The sequence below is a fragment of the Cryobacterium roopkundense genome, assembly GCF_014200405.1.
GTDB lineage: Bacteria > Actinomycetota > Actinomycetes > Actinomycetales > Microbacteriaceae > Cryobacterium > Cryobacterium roopkundense.
Genome location: NZ_JACHBQ010000001.1, coordinates 2,085,754 through 2,105,023, shown reverse-complemented (window position 1 = coordinate 2,105,023; position 19,270 = coordinate 2,085,754). Strand labels below are relative to the sequence as shown.

Sequence of the window (19,270 nt, the reverse complement as noted above, 5' to 3'; positions counted from 1 at the left end):
GTCCGATCTCCATTTCGAGGAGTCTCATGGAAACCTGGCCAGGAACCGCCTATCCGCTCGGCGCGACGTTTGACGGGAGCGGAACAAACTTCGCTCTGTTCAGCGAAGCAGCGACCCGCGTCGAGCTGTGTCTCATCGACGACCTGGGGGTGGAGACCCGCGTCGAGATCCGCGAGTCGTCAGCCTATATCTGGCATTGCTACCTGCCCCTTGCCCAGCCGGGCCAGCGCTACGGTTACCGAGTCTATGGCGACGGGGACTCCACAGCGGGCAACCGAGCCAACCCGAACAAATTACTGCTGGATCCCTACGCCAAAGCAACCTGCGGCGCAATCGATTGGGACCCTTCGCTGTACTCCTACAACTTCGGCGACCCGGATTCCCGAAATGACGATGACTCCGGCTCTCATATGATGCTCGGCGTGGTCGTGAACCCCTTCTTCGACTGGGCCGGTGACCGCCCGTTGCGCACGCCGTACAACCAGACTCTCATCTACGAGGCGCATGTGAAGGGCCTGACCCAGCTGCAGCAGGCCGTGCCAGAGTCACAGCGCGGAACCTACGCCGGCGTGGCGCACCCCTCCGTTATCGACCACCTGCAAAAACTCGGCGTCACGGCGGTCGAGCTGATGCCCGTGCACCAGTTCGTCAACGACAGCACGCTCGTGGACCAAGGCCTGAACAACTATTGGGGTTACAACACGATCGGGTTTTTCGCCCCGCACAACACGTATTCGTCCACGGGCGACCTGGGCCAGCAGGTGCAGGAATTCAAGGGCATGGTGCGCAGCCTGCACGCCGCCGGCATTGAAGTGATCCTGGACGTCGTGTACAACCACACCGCGGAGGGCAACCACCTCGGTCCGACCCTGTCGTTCAAGGGCATCGACAACGAGGCCTACTACCGTCTGATGGACGATGACAAGCAGTACTACATGGACTACACGGGGACCGGCAACACCCTCAACGTGCGGCATCCGCACGTGCTCCAGCTCATCATGGACTCCCTGCGTTACTGGGCCACGGAGATGCACGTCGACGGCTTCCGATTCGACCTGGCCTCGGCTTTGGCACGGGACCTCTACGACGTCGACAAGTTGTCCACCTTCTTTGAGCTCGTGCAGCAGGACCCCATCGTGTCGCAGGTGAAATTGATCGCCGAGCCTTGGGACGTGGGCCCCGGTGGATATCAGGTCGGGAATTTCCCGTCCCAGTGGTCGGAATGGAACGGCAAGTACCGGGATACCGTTCGCGACTTCTGGCGCGGCGAGCCGTCGACGCTCGGCGAATTCGCGAGCCGTATCGCCGGGTCTGCCGACCTCTACGAACATTCCGGCCGCCGGCCGGTGGCATCGATCAACTTCGTCACCGCCCACGACGGGTTCACCCTGGCCGACCTGGTGTCCTACAACGACAAGCACAACGAGGCCAACGGCGAGGACAACCAGGACGGCGAATCCCACAACCGCTCTTGGAATTCCGGTGTCGAGGGTCCCACGACGGATCCGGAAGTCCGCGCCCTCCGTGCGCGTCAGCACCGCAACTTCCTGGCCACCCTCCTCCTGTCCCAGGGTGTGCCCATGCTGCTGCATGGCGACGAGCTCGGCCGCACGCAGACGGGCAATAACAACACGTACGCGCAGGATTCGCCGATCAGCTGGATTCACTGGGATGAGGCCGATCAGCCCCTGATCGAGTTCACGGCGGCCATCTCGCGCCTCCGACGTGACCACCCCACTTTTCGCCGCAGCAGGTTCTTCGACGGGCGTCCGGGCAGGCGTGTGGCGGGGGAGTCGCTCCCCGACATCGTGTGGCTCAACGCCGACGGTGAAGAGATGCAGCCGGAGGACTGGGACGAAAACCGCGCCCGCATGGTGGTCAAGTTTCTCAACGGACAGGGCATCCGTGAGCGCGACGCTCGTGGGCACGAGATCACCGACGTTAATTTCCTGCTCTGCTTCAACGCCGATGCCGACGACGTGGAATTCACCCTGCCGCCCGAAGAATACGCGGCGGAATGGGAAATCGTGGTTGACACCGCCGGGGAGGGAGCCGATGAGATTCCACGGCCGGCGGGCGCCATCCAAACGATCGCATCCCGGTCCCTCGTCGTGCTCCGGGCCTATACGCCGCCCGTTTCGGCACCCGACCACTCGGTGGCCGCCTCGCTCGCGAGTCTCACGGGCACGATCACGTTGCCCACGCTGCAGACCCGCCACGGGTTCGTGCAGTGAGAGTTCCGGTCTCGACCTACCGGCTGCAGATACGCGAGTCATTCGACCTGGTGGCGGCGGCGGGCGTCGTCGAATACGCCACGAGCCTCGGCGCGGACTGGATCTATCTCTCGCCGCTGCTTCAGGCGGAGACCGGCTCCGACCACGGCTACGACGTGGTCGACCACTCTCGCATCGACCCTCTTCGTGGGGGGACGGCAGGCCTCGCCCGGCTGGCGAGGGCAGCGGCGGATGCGGGGCGGGGCGTGCTCGTCGACATCGTGCCGAACCACATGGGAGTGGCCACCCCGGCGCAGAACTCCTGGTGGTGGGACCTGCTGCGCCACGGGGAAGGCTCGCGCTACGCGGAGGCCTTCGACGTTGACTGGTCCTTCGGCGGCGGCAGACTGCGCATTCCGGTGCTCGGGGACGCACCCGACGAGCTCGACCGGCTCGTGCTCGTGGGCGACGAGCTGCACTACTACGACAATCGGTACCCCATAGCGCCGGGCACCGCGGCGGACGGGGCAACCGCTGCCACCATCCACGCGCGGCAGCACTACGAGCTCGTGAACTGGCGCCGAGCCGACGCCGAACTGAACTATCGTCGATTCTTCGCCGTGAACAGCCTCGCCGGACTTCGCGCCGAGATTCCCTGGGTGTTCGACGAATCGCACGCCGAGATCGTGCGTTGGGTGCGGGAGGGCCTCGTGGACGGCCTGCGGGTCGACCACCCCGACGGGCTCGCCGATCCGAGCCGTTACCTCGACCGGCTGCGCGAGGCCACGGGCGGCGCGTACGTGCTCGTGGAGAAGATCCTCGAGGGCGACGAACAACTGCCCACGAGCTGGTCCGTCGCCGGAACCACGGGCTACGACGCCCTCGCCGAATTCGACCGCGTTCTCGTGGACCCGGCCGGGCGGGAAACCCTCGACGCCCTGGAAGCCCGGTTGCACGGTGTGCCGCCGGTGTGGGCCGACCTGGTGCACGACAACAAGCGCGTGATCGCCGACGGTATCTTGCGCTCGGAGGTGCTGCGGCTCGCCCGGCTCGTGGAGGAGCCGTCGGATGACACTGCGGACGCTCTGGCAGAGCTGCTCGCCTGCTTTCCGGTCTATCGGTCGTACCTTCCACTCGGCGCACACGAGCTGCACGAATCCGCCCGGCTTGCCGTGAGCCACCGGCCCGAACTCGGCAGAGAGATCGGCCGGCTGCTACCCGCGCTGCTCGATCCGCGGCATCCGATTGCCGTGCGTTTCCAGCAGACTTCGGGCATGGTGATGGCCAAGGGCGTCGAAGACACCGCCTACTACCGCTTCAGCCGGCTGACCTCGCTCAACGAGGTGGGCGCCGACCCCGACGAATTCGCCATCGACGCAACGGAGTTTCACCGTCGACAGCAGCACAGGCTGGCGGCCTTCCCCGCGTCGATGACCACCCTGTCGACCCACGACACCAAGCGCGGCGAAGACGTGCGGGCCCGCCTCGACGTGCTCGCGGAGATTCCGGCAGAGTGGGAACAAACCCTCGACGTGCTTCGCGCCGCGGCACCGCTCGATGACCCGCCGTTCGAGAACCTGTTCTGGCAGGCCGTCGTGGGGGCCTGGCCGATCTCGCCGGAACGCCTCGGCGCATACGCCGAGAAGGCCGCGCGTGAGGCCGGCACATCGACCACGTGGACTGCCCCGAACGCAGCCTTCGAGACGGCCCTGCGACGCCTCGTCACGGCGACCCATGACGACGACGACCTGCGCGGCCTGATCGCAGCGTTCGTCGGGCGCGTGCGGCAGGCGGGCTGGAGCAACTCCCTCGCAGCCAAGCTCCTGCAGCTCACGGCGCCCGGCGTGCCCGACGTGTACCAGGGCAGCGAACTCTGGGAGCTGTCGCTCGTAGACCCCGACAATCGACGTGCGGTCGACTTCGATGTGCGGCGCGACTTCCTGGCGCGCGTCGACAGCGGATGGCTGCCGCCCGTGGACGAGACCGGCGCCGCCAAGCTGCTTGTCACCACAAGGGCGCTGCGCCTGCGCCGGGACCGGCCCGGTCTCTTCACCCGGTACGCGCCCGTGGCGGCATTCGGCGCAGCGGCGCACCACGTGGTTGCCTTCGACCGCGGCGGGGCCGTCACGGTGGCGACCCGGCTGCCGGTCGGCCTCGAATCCGCCGGAGGCTGGCGCGACACGAGGATTGTGCTCGCCGAGCGCCCGTACGTGAACGTTCTCACCGGCGAACGATTCCCGGGCGGCGTGTTGCCCGTGTCCGATCTGCTCGGACGCTACCCAGTCGCCCTCTTGGCGCACGAAGGGACCAGATCATGATCGACGAGCGCTTCGCGGTGTGGGCACCGACAGCGCGAGAGGTGCACCTCGTGCTGCGCGTGAATGGGCAGGAGACCGCGCACGAGATGCGACGGGGCGATGACGATTGGTGGCGACCGGGGGCATCCGTCGTGACGAGCCTCGACGTGGACTACGGTTTTCGCGTCGACGACGGCGGAACGTTTCCCGACCCGCGCTCTCGCCGCCAGCCGTCGGGCGTCCACGAACTCTCCCGCACCTTCGAACCGGCCGACCATGTCTGGGCCGACACGGGCTGGACCGGGCGACAGCTCGCCGGCAGCACCATCTACGAAATGCACGTGGGCACCTTCACACCGGAGGGAACGCTCGACGCGGCCGTCACCCGGTTGCCGCACCTCGCATCGATCGGCGTCGACTTCATCGAAGTTCTGCCGGTGAACGCCTTCAACGGCGCGCACAACTGGGGCTACGACGGTGTGCTCTGGTACGCCGTGCACGAGGGGTACGGCGGGCCGGCGGCCTACCAGCGGTTCGTCGACGCCTGCCACGCCGCCAACATCGGCGTGATCCAGGACGTCGTGTACAACCACCTCGGCCCGAGTGGCAACTATCTGCCGCAGTTCGGTCCCTACCTCAGCATGGAGGCCGGTACCACCTGGGGATCCTCACTCAACCTCGACGGCGCCGACTCCGGGCCGGTTCGCCGGTACATCATCGACAATGCGCTGATGTGGCTGGGCGAGTACCACGTGGACGGGCTGCGCCTCGACGCCGTGCACGCCCTCCGCGACCACCGCGCCATCCACTTGCTCGAGGAACTCGCCGTGGAGGTGGCCGCCCTCAGCGCGGCGACCGGGCGACCCCTCAGCCTCGTGGCCGAATCCGACCTCAACGACCCGCGTCTCATCACTCCGCGGGAGGCCAACGGCTACGGGCTCGACGGGCAGTGGAGCGACGACTTCCACCACGCCGTTCACGTGGCTCTCACGGGAGAGACCACGGGGTATTACGCGGACTTTGAACCTCTTGGCGCCCTCGCAAAAGTGCTCAGGGCCGGGTTCTTACACGACGGAACCTATTCAAGCTTTCGAGGACGGGTGCACGGGCGACCGATTGACACCGAGCGGATGCCGACCTGGCGCCTCGTCGTCTCCTCCCAAAACCACGATCAGATCGGCAACCGTGCCGTCGGCGACCGACTCGCCGCCCAACTGGATGCCGGGCAGCTCGCCATCGCCGCCACGCTCACGCTGCTGGGACCGTACACTCCAATGCTCTTCATGGGGGAGGAATGGGGCGCGAGCACGCCCTGGCAGTTCTTCACCTCGCACCCCGAGCCCGAGCTCGGCGAGGCGACGGCCCGGGGGCGCATCGCGGAGTTCGCGCGCATGGGCTGGGACCCGTCCGTGGTGCCCGATCCACAGGATCCCGCCACGTTCGAACGTTCCAAGCTCGACTGGCACGAGGTCACGCATCCGCTGCACGCACGCATTCTCGAGTTTTATCGCGCCCTCGCCGCCGTCCGCCGGTCGAATCCAGATGTGACCGATCCCCGTTTCACCCGCACCACCGTTGAATTCAGCGAAGCGGATGCCTGGTTGCGGCTACGGCGCGGCCAGACTCGAATTCTGGTCAACTTTGGGGCCTCGCCGCAGTCCCTGCCAGCGAGTGTTGGACCCGTGCTGATCGCCTTCGCAACGGACGGCACCGCGGTTTTGCGGCGTGACTCGGAATCGATTGTGCTCGCCGGCCACGCTGTTGTTGTACTCGGGCCGTCCTGACCGATTCGCGCGCGTTAGGACTCTGGGCGCGTGACGTCACGTGCTCAGTAGGCTGGAACTGTGTCTACCGCTGCTCAGAACGTTCCCACCCCGTCGCTCGTCATCGATGAGGAGCGCCTCGACGACAACATCGCCGGTATGGCCGCTTTCGCGGCGCGCGCCGGGCTCGCCCTGCGCCCGCACGTGAAGACGCACAAATCCGTGGAGATCGCGCGGCGGCAGGTGGCTGCGGGGGCGATCGGCATTACCGTCGCGACGATCTCCGAGGCGGAGGTCTTTGCCACGGCCGGCATGACTGACATCTTCATCGCCTACCCGCTCTGGCTGGACGACGATAAGGCCCGGCGCCTGCGAGAGATTCTTCAGATCACACCCCTCCTGATTGGAATCGATTCCGTGGAGGGTGCCGCCAGACTCGCCAGCGGCACGGAGGGACTCACGAATCGCCTCTCGGTGCTCGTCGAGATCGATTCCGGTCATCATCGCAGCGGGGTGTCCGCGGCTGAAGCCGGGCACGTGGCGTCGGCCGCGGCCGGGCTGGGGCTCGACGTGGTGGGGGTCTTCACCTTTCCCGGCCACAGCTATTCCCCGGAGAAACGTCAGGCGGCCGCAGCGGATGAGATGCATGCGCTGGCAGCGGCCGTGGCAGCCCTGGCAGGCGAGGGAATCACGGCGCGTATCGTCAGCGGCGGTTCAACGCCGTCGGTCGAGTTCGCGGACGCCTCGGTTCTCACGGACCTGCGGCCCGGCGTCTATGTCTTCGGTGACGCCCAGCAGTGGGAACTGGGCACGTGTTCGCCAGAGTCCATTGCGCTCACGGTGCTGGCGACAGTGGTGTCGCGCACTCCCGAGCGCGTGGTGGCCGACGCCGGAAGCAAGGCGCTCGCCGCCGACCGCGGAGCCTTCTCCACCGGCTTCGGCCGGCTGCTCGACCACCCCGAGGCTCGGCTGTCGGCGATCTCCGAACACCACGTCACGATCACCGGTCTCGAGTGCGCTCCCGGTACCCGACTGCGTGTCGTGCCCAACCACGTCTGCAACGCCGTGAACCTCGCCGACGCATATGTGGTGATGCGGGAGGGCCAGATCGTCGCCACGTGGCCTGTAGACGCGCGTGGCCGCAACATCTGATTCGCGGTTCGAACTAGTCGAAATAAATTACGATTCTATAAATGCTACTCGTGAGTTTTTCTCGCTTTTGTGTTCGATTAATGGGAGAATGGGGGCATGTTAACGATGCAGAAGTCAGGTTCCGAGGTGGTCGCCCTACTGGAGAGGGCAGACGCCTCGGTAGCTGCTGCGTTGGCGGAGGTGAATTTCCAGCAGTTCACCGGGGATGAGGCTCTGGCCGTGATGGCGGCGGTGGAGAAGCTGGGGCGCCGGGCGGATGGGGCGAGGGTGGCGTCGGCGACAGATGTGGCGGCGCGGGCGGATTCGGCGTTGGGTCATGAGTCGCTGGCGTATAAGAACGGGTGCCGCGGTAAGTACGAGTTGATCACCGCCGTGACACGCATCTCGGGTTCGGAAGCGAAGCGGCGGATGCGGCTCGGCGGCCTGGTCAGCGGCGCGGCCCACTCCGCCAGCGGGCTGCTCGGGCAGGAGATCCCGGTGCAACATCCGGCGGTCGCCGAGGGGCTCGCGTCGGGTGAGTTGGGGGTGGATGCGGCGGAGGTGATTGTGACGGCCCTCGAGCCGCTGTCGCGGCGGGTTGCTCCGGAGGTTTTGGATCGCGCGGAGCGGGCGCTGGTGGCGTCGGCGACGGGAGCGATCACGCCCGAGACCGAGGGACTGCCGGGGGCGGGGATCGCGTTCTCCGCCGACCTGATCCGGGCGCAGGCCCACGAATGGGAAGCCCGCCTCGACCCCGACGGCGCCGCCCCCAGTGACGATGCGACGGCGGCGAAGAGCACCGTCGGGTTTGGCCGGTTCAAGGCCGGCCTGTATCCGCTGCGGGGCGGGGTGACGCCGGAACTCAAGGGCATCATGGACGGTATCTTCAACACGTTCCTTTCGGCCCACGCCGCTCCCGCGTTTCCGAGTGAAGAGCAGCAGGCCCTGATCGAGGCCGGGGAGCTGATTCCCGGGGCGGAAGAATTCGACGACCCGCGCACCGGCGGTGAGAAACGAGCGGACATCCTCCGGGGCGTGTTTGAGTCGAAGGCGCGCGACGCGAAGACGCCCACTATGGGAGGGGCGGCACCCGTGGTGATGGTGCACGTAAACGCCAAAGATTTGAAGAGCGGGACCGGTGTCGGGTGGGTCGACGGGGTCGAGGCGCCGATCTCACTCCGCACCGTGAGGCAGAAGATGTGCGCCGGCGGCTACCAGAACGTGTTCCTCGGCGAAGACGGCGAGGTACTGCGGCTGGGTGAAAAGAAGCGGTTCTTCACCACCGCCCAGCGCCGGGCCATCGCCGCGAGGGACGGCGGATGTGTCATACCGGGGTGCACGGTAGCGGCCGCGTGGTGCGAAGTTCACCACGTGATCCCGTGGCAGCACCACGGAAAGACCGACATAGACAACGGAACTTTGCTCTGCTGGTACCACCACGCCACCATCGACACCTCCGGATGGGAAATCCGCATGGTGCGAGGCCGACCCGAGGTGCGAGGCCCGGTACTCTTCGACCCCACCCGCACCTGGCGTCCCGCCGCCACCCACCGCGCCAATACGGCCAGCTCCGCATCGGGCTAGAACTCTGTGCTGGCTAGGGCTTTGTGCTGGCTAGGGCTCTGTGCTGGCTAGGGCTTTGTGCTCGAGAGAACTCTTCCCTGTGCAGGGTTGCGAGATTGCAGGAAACCGCACGGCGCCCGCGGTCTGACAAGATGAATGCACCCGTTGTGAAAGGTGGCACGCCAGATGGTCCGTTCCGTTGTGAACGATTTTCTCGCCCCAGAGACCCGTGCCGCACTCGCCTCGGTCAACGCACTCGCTGGCCTGCTGGCCGTGGCTGACAGTGCTCGTGCTCCCGCATCGACCCCTCTCGATCGGTTGCGCGCCGTTCGTCGGCTGCTGCACCAGCTCGAGGCCGACCAGGTGACGCTCACCAGCGTGCGCGAGGCTCTGGCTGAGGGCGTGGGCTGGGACGAGATCGCCGACGCCTCCGGGCTCAAGCCCGCCGCTGCGCGCTGGCGTTGGTCGGGCACCGACGAGGAGATTGCCGCAAGGTTGCTGGCTGGGCGCAAGCGATCGGCACGGCCGAGCAGCGTGCCGACAGACTTGCCCGGGCTGTCCGTGGCCGAGGCCGCCGCGCGACTGGGCGTCAGCGCGCAGGCCGTATACCTGCAGGTGTCTCGCGGCAAGCTGTCGAGCCAGACTGTGCAACTGCCGGACGGCCGCACGTACAAGCGTGTCTTTCTGAGCGAATCCGACCCGCCCCTTTCTTGACCCACTGCGCACCGCGCACCACAATGGGGCGACGGACACCACACGGATGACGGAGTACTACATGACTGACCTGCCCACAGCGAAGCCCACCCGCACACCGTCTGAGGCCGAGACGAAGGTGCTCAACCTCGGCCAGCCCGCAGGGCCACCCACCGGCGCGGTGCCGACTCTCACGCCCTCGGTAACTACGGTGCCGACCGCGCCTCGCGATGGGGCGGCGGCATCCGTGGTGAGGGGCGTCAGGCCGCAGAACATGGCCCTCGTGGTTCTCGTGGGTATGGGGGCCCTCGCCCTCGCCTTCATCGTGATGATCATTGTCGGCGTCTCGAGTGAGAGCATCAACGCTCTCGCTGTGATCGCCACGCCCATCGCCTCCATGGTGGCCGCGTACTACGGCATCACGCTGAGTATCCAGCAGGTCAAAAACGAGCGTGCCGAAAAGGAAAAGGCCCTGGCACGGGCGGATGCGGCGGATGTGGCTCGTCGCGAGATCGAAGTGTGGTCCGCCCAGATGGAGTCCGGCCTCCGGGTCGCCATGGCAAAACTGAACGCCGCCCGCGTAGGCACCGACGAGGTCACCAAAGCGGCCGGCACCCCCGATGACTTCTTCTAAGCCCGTGGCTGGCGCGCCAACGACTCTGCTCATCGAACGCGGTGTCGATCGCCTGCATGTGCAGCTGAATCGCCCTGACGTGCGCAATGCCATCGACCAGACCATGATCGATGAGCTGCACGCCGTGTGCGATGAGCTTGAGCGGCATCCGCTCATGCTCATCCTCTCCGGCAGCAACGGAGTCTTCGCCTCTGGCGCCGACATCGCGCAGCTGAGGGAGCGTCGAAGTGCCGACGCCCTGAAGGGGATCAACTCGGGCCTCTTTTCGCGCATTGCGCGCCTGCCCATGCCCGTCATCGCTGCACTCGATGGCTGGGCGCTTGGTGGGGGAGCCGAATTGGCCTACGCCGCGGACTTCCGAATAGCATCGACGACGGTGCGCCTCGGCAACCCCGAGACCGCGCTGGGAATTCTCCCGGCTGCCGGCGCCCTGTGGCGGCTGCAACAGCTCGTCGGCGAACCCGTTGCAAAGCAAATCATCCTCGCCGGGCGCGTCCTCGGAGCCGAGGAGGCGCTCGCGGTGCACCTCGTCACGGAAATTCACGAACCGGCGGATCTGCTCGCGGCCGCACACGCCCTCGCCGATCGCATTGGAGCGCAGGATCCCCTGGCCACCCGGCTGGCGAAAGAGGTCTTCCACGCCCCGGCGGAGGCACATCCTATTGTCGACAACGCGGCGCAGGCGATCCTGTTCGAGTCGCCCGCGAAGTTCGCCAGGATGGACGCCTTCCTCGCACGCAAAAAGCGGCCGCGAGTGGCCGCTCCGTCCTAGCGGAGGCCCTCTTGGTGGCCTGAGAAAAACCGGCTGCAGGTATGTTTGGCGAGGGGGCAACACGAGGTGACTTTAGGCCCTGTCCCGCTCGCCGTTGGCCCGCAATTCTAGAGTCATGACCCAGACACGAGATCGACTCAGCTCCTGTGCGGATGTCGACACGCGAGGCCGTGAGATCGGCGTCACCGAGCTGTCCCGCACGCAGTGGCGGGTCTGTGATCGCACCATTGCCGCGGGCGACCCGCGAGCCATCTTCGGTTTCATTGAGCGGTTTGACGATTCCTTCGAGGTCTCGAACTTCCGCCTCAGCGAACGGTCAGTGTTCTCCACGTTTGAGCGTGCCGTGGCGAGCCTCGCCACGCCGATGATCAGAAAGGCGCTTTCATGACTTTCACCTGCCCGTACTGCCGTTCACAGGCTCGACTGACTCCCAATCCGGCGCACTCCCAGCGAACCTCGCTGCCGGTCTACCTGATCAGGTGCACGGGGTGTGAGCGCACGCAGGTGAGCCTGGTTCCCGTTCGAGTGGAGTGACCTCTGCCTGACCGGCGCTTCACCGTTGCGGGAAACGTCGCTGGGGGTACAACTTCCATGCCAAGGTAGTGGCAGGAAGTGTCAGCCCCATCGCAGCGCGACGATCGTGCCGCGGTTCGACGAAGGTACGGAAGCTTGCCATGGTAGATCAGCCGGTCGAATCGCCCTTTTCGACGGCGCTGCACCCCAGCGGCACGCGCATTGAAGACCTGTTGCGCGAGTTCGTGGCACGAGCGGATGAGCTGCTGCTCACCCAGGAGCGCATTCGCGGCCTCGTGAGCGCGGTTGTCTCCATCGCTGAAGACTTGAGCCTCGAGGCCGTTCTGAAGCGCGTTGTCGAGTCGGCGTGCACGCTACTGCGGGCGCAGTACGGTGCCCTCGGCGTGATCGGGGCGGACCAGAGCCTGAGCCACTTTGTCACGGTGGGCTTCGACGAGCAGACGATCGAAAAGGTCGGAGCGCTGCCGGTGGGCAAGGGGGTCCTGGGCCTGCTGATTCGCGAACCGCATCCGATTCGCCTCCACGATCTCGGGCAACACCCATCCGCTGCGGGCTTTCCCGCGAACCACCCGCCAATGGTGTCGTTCCTGGGCGTTCCGGTTCGAGTGCGCGACGTGGTCTTCGGCAATCTCTACCTCACCGAGAAAGAAGGCGGGGGTGATTTCACCCCTGAAGACCAGGAGCTGGCAGTTGCCCTGGCGGCGGCGGCGGGCGTAGCCATCGAAAACGCGCGGCTGTTCGAGGAAGCTCGTGGCCGGGGCGCCTGGCTTGAGGCCTGCGCCGATATGGCGCGCGACCTGCTCCGGTCCTTCGACGACGACGGCGAAAGCGGTCTCGACACCGTGGCGCAACGCGCCATGATCGAATCGGGGGCTTCCCTCGCCCTCATCGGATTGCCGACCGACGAAGCCGAAAAGGTATTCTGCGCCGCGGGTGTCGGAGACGGCGCATCCGCTCTCGTCGGTCGCAGCATTGTCATGAGTTCGTGTGCCCTCGCCGAGGTGCGCAGCACCGGGGAATCAACGGTTCTGCCCCTGCTCAGTGAAGTCATCGACCCGGAAGTTGCGGCAGAGAACGGCGCGTGGCCTGAGCTCGGTCCAACGCTGCTTGTGGCCCTCGGCCCGCCAGGGGTCGGTCAGGGCGTGCTCCTGCTGGCCCGGCCCCTCGGTTCGGGCGCGTTCAGTCCGACGGATGTCGAGATGAGCGCTGTGTTCGGATCGTACGTGGCGCTTGGGCTCGAGCTGGCCAACGTGCACCGGATGCGAGAGCAGCAGGCCGTCTTCGGGGACCGTGACCGAATCGCCCGTGACCTGCATGACCTGGTCATTCAACGGCTCTTCGCCGCAGGCCTCAGCATGCAGAGCCTGCGACGCTTCACCGATGACCCCGTGGCCCTCGACCGGATCGCCGCGGTCACCGTTGAGCTTGACAGCACCATTCACGAGTTGAGAGACACGATCTACTCGCTGCGCGGAGCCTCGCAAACGTCCGCCACGATGAGCAGCCGCATCCTTGAAGTGATCGCCGAGGGCACCCGTTCCCTCACATTCGCGCCCAACATTCGCTTGTCGGGGCCGATCGACGCCGACCTCGGTGAGGCGCTGAGCGAAAATCTGCTCGCGGTGATCACTGAGGGCCTCAGCAACGTCACCCGGCATTCGGGAGCAACGACGATCAAGATCTCCGTGAACGCTGAACATGGCCGGGTGAGGTTGCTCATCGTCGACGACGGCCGCGGATTCAGCGACCCGGTGCGCAGCAGCGGGCTTGAGAATCTTCGTCAGCGGGCGCGCGTGTGCGGTGGCCGGTTCGAGGTCAAGAGCGCGCTCGGCGAGGGAGCGCGTTTGTCGTGGTCGGCGCCGGTGCCCATCGTCACGAACGGTGGCCGGCCGGGCCCATCGCCACGGCGGCAGCAGGGCGGCTTCGACGCTGAAAACCAAGTTTTTCCAGCAGGGACGCCACGTAGCCTGTGACCGTGGCTTCGGCCAGAAACATGCTGTTCCCCACCTCGCGGTTGGTCATACCGCTGCTCATCAGGCTGAGTACGCGGCGCTCCTGTGCCGTCAGCCGGGCCTGGGGAGAATCATGGGCGCTCGTGGTCGTCAGGTCGGTGATGATCCTGCCGGCGACAAGAGGGTCGAACAGGGTCTCGCCTGCGGCAGCCCGATGGATTCGGTCGATGAGCACGGTGCCGAAGATCTCCTTGAGCACGTAACCGGCGGCGCCGGCTAGCGCCGCGCCGAGTCGGGCCTGCTCGGCACCGTCGCTGGTGAGGATCAGGCACGTGAACGACGGATCACCCGACCTGAGAGTGCGGCAGACCTCGATGCCCGTGCCGTCGGCCAGGCGGGCATCGAGGATGGCCACGTCGGGGCGGGCGAGCGGGATGAGACGGAGGGCATCGTGGGCCAGACCGGCCTCTCCGACGACGTCGAAGCCCTCACCCTCGAGCAATTCGCGCAGGCCGCGACGCACGAGTTCATGGTCATCCAGGATGAAAACTCGAACCGGGGAGTTCGTCATGGCCGACCTTTCATTCTCACGCTCGCACGGTGCGGGGGTCTTCACTCATCCTCGCGTGGCCGTTGTTCCAGCAGTAGGGCCGAAAGTCCATGCGTACGACCGATACTTCTGCACGGGCGCCGTGCGGATCCCTCTCTAGCTGCGGCCCGCCTAGGGTGAGGGTATGACTGTGCTGCAGGAGATTTGGGAACGAATGATCGAAACCCACCCTCCGCTTCCGATTGGTACGGCGTGGATCACGATCGTGGCGGCGGCTGTCATCGTCTTCGTGCCAGGCAGCTGGCGGATTGCACGGCACGGCGTCACCATCGTGCACGAGGGCGGGCACGGTGCAGCCGCCACACTGAGCGGTCGGCGGCTCAGCGGCATCCGCTTGCACTCCGATACCTCAGGCCTCACGGTGAGCCGCGGGCGACCGCGAGGCCCCGGCATGGTTTTCACGCTGATCGCCGGCTACCCGGCACCGGCGCTGCTCGGGCTGGGCTCGGCCGTGCTGCTGGGGCGTGGCTACGACGTCGGGCTGCTCTGGGCGCTGCTCGCGGCGCTCGTGTTGGTGCTTGTGCAGATTCGTAATTGGTTCGGCCTCTGGTCCGTCGCGGTGACTGGAACTGTGATTTTCACGGTGTCATGGTTCGGGTCGCCCAGTGTGCAGAGCATTTTCGCACTGCTCCTGACCGCGTTCCTCCTGCTCGGGGCCGTACGCACCGTGATCGAGCTGCAGCAGTCGCGTCACCGCCGGTCGGCAGGCGCCTCGGACGCCGACCAGCTGGCGCGGCTCACACATCTGCCCGGAATCATCTGGGTGGGGGTGTTCTTCACCGTCAACCTGGCGTGCCTAATTCTCGCCGTCCAGTTCCTCGGCCTCCTTCCGGCGGGCGGGGCCTAGCGGTCCGGGGCCGGAATTAGCGCGTCTGGGTGGATCTGCGGGTCAGGCGACGAAGGGGGCTGCGGCTGCGCTGTGACGTGATGGCCCACGCCGTGGACAGCACGATGGATCTCGTTGAACCGGGCTGTTGATTGAGGGCTGCGGCGTGGCTCCAGATATAGGTCCAGACAGCGGCCATGCCCCGGTCCGCGGCCGCCCGATTGGCCAGGTTGCGCAGGCAGATGGCATACGTCTCGGCGACGAAGGCGTCATAGAGGGAGCCGAAGGCGAGTGCGTCACCGGCCGCCACTTTTTCGAGAAGAAGGTGACCGCCGACCTGGTCGTCGGGGGAACTCGGCTCCTTCTCGGTGGCGGTCACGGCGTGATCCCGGTCGGGTCTCTGACGAGACTGGGGGCGCTGATGGTACTGGACATGGCACTCCCTGGCTGTGGTGAGTGGACGCGCTACCAGGGTCCGGGGTAACACATTGAATATATGTCACCTTAACGAGGGGTGTCAATACTGTTGATCAGTCACGAATCCATGGGCCGGGGTGCGTCGGAATCGCAGGTTAACCTGCGATTCCGACGCCGACTCCGGCGGGTCAGACTTCTGCCAGGAGTGCCACGGGATTCTCGATGCATTGGGCCACAAAGGTGAGGAACCCTGCCGCGGTCCCGCCGTCGCAGACTCGATGGTCGAAGACCATCGACAGTTCCACGACCGTGCGCACGGCAAGCTCGTGATTCACGACCCACGGGCGCTCGATCATGCGCCCGATGCCGAGAATTGCGGCCTCGGGGTGGTTGATGATGGCAGCGGACCCGTCGACGCCGAGGGCACCGAAATTGTTCAGCGTGAACGTGCCGCCGGCAAGCGACGCCGGGGCGAATGTGCCGTCTGCGGCATGAACGACGAGGTCGGCAATAGAATCCCGCAACTGCCGCGTGGTCATCGCGTGAGCGCCGTGCACAACGGGGACCATGAGCCCGCGCGAGGTCTGTGCGGCAATTCCCAGGTTTATCGCTCCGTGCTGCAGAATCTCCTGGCTCGCCGTGTCGACCGAGGAGTTTAACAGGGGATAACGTCGCAGGCCCGCCAGCACGAACCGTGCGATGAGGGCGGTGACGCTGAAACGCTCACCAGTCGCGGTCAGCAGTCGGTCGCGAGCGACAAACAGCTCTGTCGCGTCGACATCGAGCCAGATAGTTGCTTCGGGAATCTCTCGGCGGGAGGTGGCCAACCGGTGAGCCACGACCTTGCGCAGCCCGGTGATGGGAATTCGCACGTTCTCCACCGCAGCGCCAGCGGATATCGCCACGGGGACGGAACCGAGAGTGGCCGTGGTGGGTGGGGGCACCGGGATGGTCTGTGGGCTCAGCTCGCGCACGCGGGTTTCCACGTCGGCCCGTACGACGAGCCCGTCACGTCCGCTCCCACGAAGCTGGCTCGCGTCAAAACCGTTTTCCCGCGCGAGCCTGCGCACCAGCGGTGACACGACAGGGGAGCGCCTGATCGGTGACGGTGCATCGGAGGGCGCTGCAATAGGTACCGCCGCCGGTACCGCCGCCGGTACCGCCGTCACGGTCATCGCCGGCGCCGGGGGCGCCGTCACTGGACTCTCGGCCTGTGACCCGAAACGGCCCACCTGCGGCCTGCGGGCGGGCCGGGTGCTCACAGTGGTGCCGTAGCCGATCAGCACGGCCCCTGATGTTTCCGTGGATTCGGTGGTATCCGTGTTCTCTCCGGGGTCGACCGGCACCGCGGCATCCGCTTCGGGTCTGCGCGCAGCGGTCGAGGTGCTCTCGGCAGAATCCGATACTGTCAGCAGCACCTGCCCGGCATGAATGGTCTGGCCGGGCTCTCCGAAGACCTTCTCGACGATGCCACCGAACGGCGATGGCAACTCCACGACGGACTTGGCCGATTCCACCTCGACGACGGGCTGGTCGATGCGGATCGTGTCGCCGGGGGCCACGAGCCAGGAGACGATTTCGGCCTCGGTGAGCCCTTCGCCGAGGTCGGGCAGCAGAAAGTCGTTGTGCATCAGTTCCACTCCCAGCGAGAGATCGCAGCCAGAATTCGGTCGGGCGTCGGCAGGAAATACTCCTCGAGCTTGGGCGAGGGATAGGGGATGTCGAATCCCGTAATGCGCAGGATCGGCGCCGCCAGATAAAAGAAATTGCGTTCGGTGAGTCTCGCGGCCACTTCGGCGCCGTAACCGCCGAACTGGGCGGCCTCGTGAACGACGGCAACGCGACCGGTCTTGCGGAGCGACGCGCTCACGGTGGCATCGTCGAAAGGGGAGAGGCTGCGCAGGTCGATGACCTCGATCGACAGCCCCTCGGCGGCACCGAGGACGGCAGTGGCGAGAGCCGTTTTCACTGTAGGGCCGTAGGCGAGCAGGGTCACATCGGTGCCGTCCCGCGCCACGACGGCGCTCGTCATCGGAGCGGTCTGCACCGGCAGACTGAGCTCGGCCTTGCTCCAGTACCGGCTCTTGGGCTCCATGAAGATCACAGGGTCATCGCTCGCGATGGCCTCGCGAAGCATGGAGTACGCGTCGGCGGGGTTCGAAGGGGAGACGACAGTGAGGCCCGGAGTCGAGGTCCAATAGGCCTCTGACGAGTCGGAGTGGTGCTCGACGCCGCCAATATCTCCCGCATAAGGGATGCGGATCACGATCGGGAGCTGTATCTTGCCTCGCGTGCGGTTACGCATCTTCGCCACATGCGAAACGATCTGCTGAAAGGCCGGATAGCTGAAGGCGTCGAATTGCATTTCGACGACGGGCCGCATGCCGTACATGGCCATGCCGATGGCGGTGCCCACGATTCCGGACTCGGCGAGCGGCGAATCGCTCACTCGGGTTTCGCCGAACTCGGCGTAGAGTCCGTCGGTCACGCGAAAGACTCCGCCGAGGGGACCCACGTCTTCGCCGAAGAGCACCACGGTGGGGTCCTCCACCATGGCGTCACGAATGGCGGCGTTGAGGGCGGATGCCATGGTGAGAGTTTCCGGCGTACGGGTGGCCATTCCGGGTATCAGTGTGGTCATCGTTCAGCGCTCATCTCGTCGTCTGCTAATTCCTCGGCGAGGGCAGCCCGCTGTTCGGCCAGGGCCGGGCGGGGGTTCGCATACACATGGTCGAAGAGTTCGAGGGGGTCGACCACGGCCTTGACGGTCATGCACGCGCGAGTGGCCGCGGCCACGTCTTCGGCCTCCTCGGTGATGGAGGCACGGTCGGCCTCCGAGAGTGCTCCCTCCGAGACGAGGAATTTCTCGAGGCGTTCGATCGGGTCGCGGCCGCGCCACACGTCGACGTCGGCGGCGTTCCGGTACCGGCTCGGGTCGTCCGAGTTGGTGTGCGCCTCGATGCGGTAGGTGAGGCCCTCGATCAACGTGGGCCCCTTGCCAGAGCGGGCATGGTCGACCGCCGCGGAGGTCACCGCGAACATCGCGGCCACGTCGTTGCCGTCTACGAAGTAGCCAGGCATACCGTAGCCGATCGCCTTGTCGGCGATGGTGCGGCACGCCATCTGCTTGTCGAGGGGAACGCTGATCGCGAACTGGTTGTTCTGCACCAGGAAAACGACGGGTGCCTGCCAGACAGCGGCGAAGTTGAACGCCTCGTGCGCGTCGCCCTCGCTCGTGGCGCCGTCGCCGAGAAGGGTGAGCGCCACTGTGCTGTCACGCTTGAGCTTCGCAGCAGTGGCTAACCCCACGGCATGCAGAGCCTGCGTGGCGAGCGGGGTGGCTTGGGGCGCGATGCGGTGCTCGTGGTAGTCATAGCCGCTGTGCCAATCGCCACGGAAGGAAGCGAGGATGTTTTCCGGCTTCACACCCCGCGTCAGTAGGGCAATGCTGTCCCGGTAGGTGGGGAACAGCCAATCGCCGCCGTCGAGGCACGCCACTGCCGCGATCTCGCAGGCCTCCTGGCCCAGCGCGGAGGGGTACGTGGCGAGACGTCCTTGACGGGTGAGCGCGGTGACCTGCACGTCGAATCGGCGGGCGATGACCATCTGCCGGTAGAGGCTCAGCAGCGTTTCGTGGGAGGGCAGTTCGAAGCCGCCGGTCTGGCTGTCATCGACTGCATGGCCGGCGTCATCGATCAACCGGAGGGGTGGGGGTGCCAGCACGGTGGGGATCCGCGTGCTCTCGACATTGAGGCTCATGACGCAATGGTGCGCCCTGTTCCCTCCGAGGGAAGCATCGTCAGAACAGAAGTGAACGATTGGCAAAAAGCACGTCGAAGCACTGCCATACGGAAAGTAATTACGA

At 66.1% G+C, this 19,270-nt stretch carries 16 protein-coding genes; 11 read left to right on the top strand and 5 right to left on the bottom strand.

All coding sequences use genetic code 11. The features are described 5' to 3' along the window. Window positions 1-26: 26 nt before the first annotated feature. The 10 genes from glgX to BJ997_RS09820 all read left to right on the top strand — a co-directional run bounded on the left by glgX (window position 27) and on the right by BJ997_RS09820 (window position 13,573). Window positions 27-2,234, top strand: a complete 2,208-nt coding sequence (gene glgX / locus BJ997_RS09860; RefSeq protein ID WP_052542256.1) for a glycogen debranching protein GlgX — start codon at window positions 27-29, stop codon at window positions 2,232-2,234. Further along, window positions 2,231-4,531 carry a malto-oligosyltrehalose synthase gene (treY, locus tag BJ997_RS21460; protein ID WP_035836714.1) on the top strand — a complete coding sequence of 767 codons (2,301 nt, stop codon included), beginning with the start codon at window positions 2,231-2,233 and terminating at the stop codon, window positions 4,529-4,531. Before glgX ends, treY begins: the two co-directional genes overlap by 4 nt. Then, window positions 4,528-6,294, top strand: a complete 1,767-nt coding sequence (gene treZ, locus BJ997_RS09855; RefSeq protein ID WP_035836715.1) for a malto-oligosyltrehalose trehalohydrolase — start codon at window positions 4,528-4,530, stop codon at window positions 6,292-6,294. The genes treY and treZ overlap by 4 nt, the downstream gene beginning before the upstream one ends. A 60-nt stretch (window positions 6,295-6,354) precedes the next feature. Next, entirely contained in the window at window positions 6,355-7,425 is a 1,071-nt protein-coding gene (locus BJ997_RS09850) for an alanine racemase (RefSeq protein WP_035836716.1), read from the top strand. Between the two features lie 96 nt (window positions 7,426-7,521). Continuing rightward, window positions 7,522-8,988 (top strand): HNH endonuclease signature motif containing protein, encoded by a 1,467-nt coding sequence (locus BJ997_RS09845; RefSeq protein WP_183323424.1) that lies wholly within the window; start codon window positions 7,522-7,524, stop codon window positions 8,986-8,988. 165 nt (window positions 8,989-9,153) lie between these two features. Further along, window positions 9,154-9,681, top strand: a complete 528-nt coding sequence (locus tag BJ997_RS09840; RefSeq protein ID WP_035836752.1) for a hypothetical protein — start codon at window positions 9,154-9,156, stop codon at window positions 9,679-9,681. 61 nt (window positions 9,682-9,742) lie between these two features. Beyond that, window positions 9,743-10,294 (top strand): hypothetical protein, encoded by a 552-nt coding sequence (locus BJ997_RS09835; protein ID WP_152602189.1) that lies wholly within the window; start codon window positions 9,743-9,745, stop codon window positions 10,292-10,294. Continuing rightward, window positions 10,281-11,066 carry an enoyl-CoA hydratase/isomerase family protein gene (locus BJ997_RS09830; protein WP_035836749.1) on the top strand — a complete coding sequence of 262 codons (786 nt, stop codon included), beginning with the start codon at window positions 10,281-10,283 and terminating at the stop codon, window positions 11,064-11,066. The genes BJ997_RS09835 and BJ997_RS09830 overlap by 14 nt, the downstream gene beginning before the upstream one ends. Window positions 11,067-11,181: 115 nt before the next feature. Further along, window positions 11,182-11,454: a hypothetical protein gene (locus tag BJ997_RS09825; protein ID WP_035836748.1), complete on the top strand. Its 273-nt coding sequence runs from the start codon at window positions 11,182-11,184 to the stop codon at window positions 11,452-11,454. Between the two features lie 286 nt (window positions 11,455-11,740). Beyond that, window positions 11,741-13,573: a sensor histidine kinase gene (locus BJ997_RS09820; protein WP_084141224.1), complete on the top strand. Its 1,833-nt coding sequence runs from the start codon at window positions 11,741-11,743 to the stop codon at window positions 13,571-13,573. Here the strand turns inward: BJ997_RS09820 and BJ997_RS09815 are convergent. Then, window positions 13,473-14,123, bottom strand: coding sequence for a response regulator (locus BJ997_RS09815; protein WP_035836747.1), 651 nt, complete (start codon window positions 14,121-14,123; stop codon window positions 13,473-13,475). The two genes, BJ997_RS09820 and BJ997_RS09815, sit on opposite strands and share 101 nt — an antisense overlap. A gap of 163 nt (window positions 14,124-14,286) precedes the next feature. Between BJ997_RS09815 and BJ997_RS09810 the strand changes: the two genes are divergently transcribed. Beyond that, window positions 14,287-15,009 carry a M50 family metallopeptidase gene (locus BJ997_RS09810; RefSeq protein ID WP_035836746.1) on the top strand — a complete coding sequence of 241 codons (723 nt, stop codon included), beginning with the start codon at window positions 14,287-14,289 and terminating at the stop codon, window positions 15,007-15,009. 16 nt (window positions 15,010-15,025) lie between these two features. Here BJ997_RS09810 and BJ997_RS09805 read toward each other — a convergent pair whose 3' ends face one another. From BJ997_RS09805 to pdhA, 4 genes are all read right to left on the bottom strand, one after another. Further along, window positions 15,026-15,367, bottom strand: coding sequence for a hypothetical protein (locus BJ997_RS09805; RefSeq protein ID WP_035836744.1), 342 nt, complete (start codon window positions 15,365-15,367; stop codon window positions 15,026-15,028). A gap of 226 nt (window positions 15,368-15,593) precedes the next feature. Beyond that, window positions 15,594-17,036 (bottom strand): dihydrolipoamide acetyltransferase family protein, encoded by a 1,443-nt coding sequence (locus tag BJ997_RS09800; protein WP_035836743.1) that lies wholly within the window; start codon window positions 17,034-17,036, stop codon window positions 15,594-15,596. After that, entirely contained in the window at window positions 17,036-18,046 is a 1,011-nt protein-coding gene (locus BJ997_RS09795; protein ID WP_183323422.1) for an alpha-ketoacid dehydrogenase subunit beta, read from the bottom strand. The genes BJ997_RS09800 and BJ997_RS09795 overlap by 1 nt, the downstream gene beginning before the upstream one ends. Then, window positions 18,043-19,164, bottom strand: a complete 1,122-nt coding sequence (gene pdhA / locus BJ997_RS09790; RefSeq protein WP_035836742.1) for a pyruvate dehydrogenase (acetyl-transferring) E1 component subunit alpha — start codon at window positions 19,162-19,164, stop codon at window positions 18,043-18,045. The genes BJ997_RS09795 and pdhA overlap by 4 nt, the downstream gene beginning before the upstream one ends. Between the last annotated feature and the right edge of the window lie 106 nt (window positions 19,165-19,270).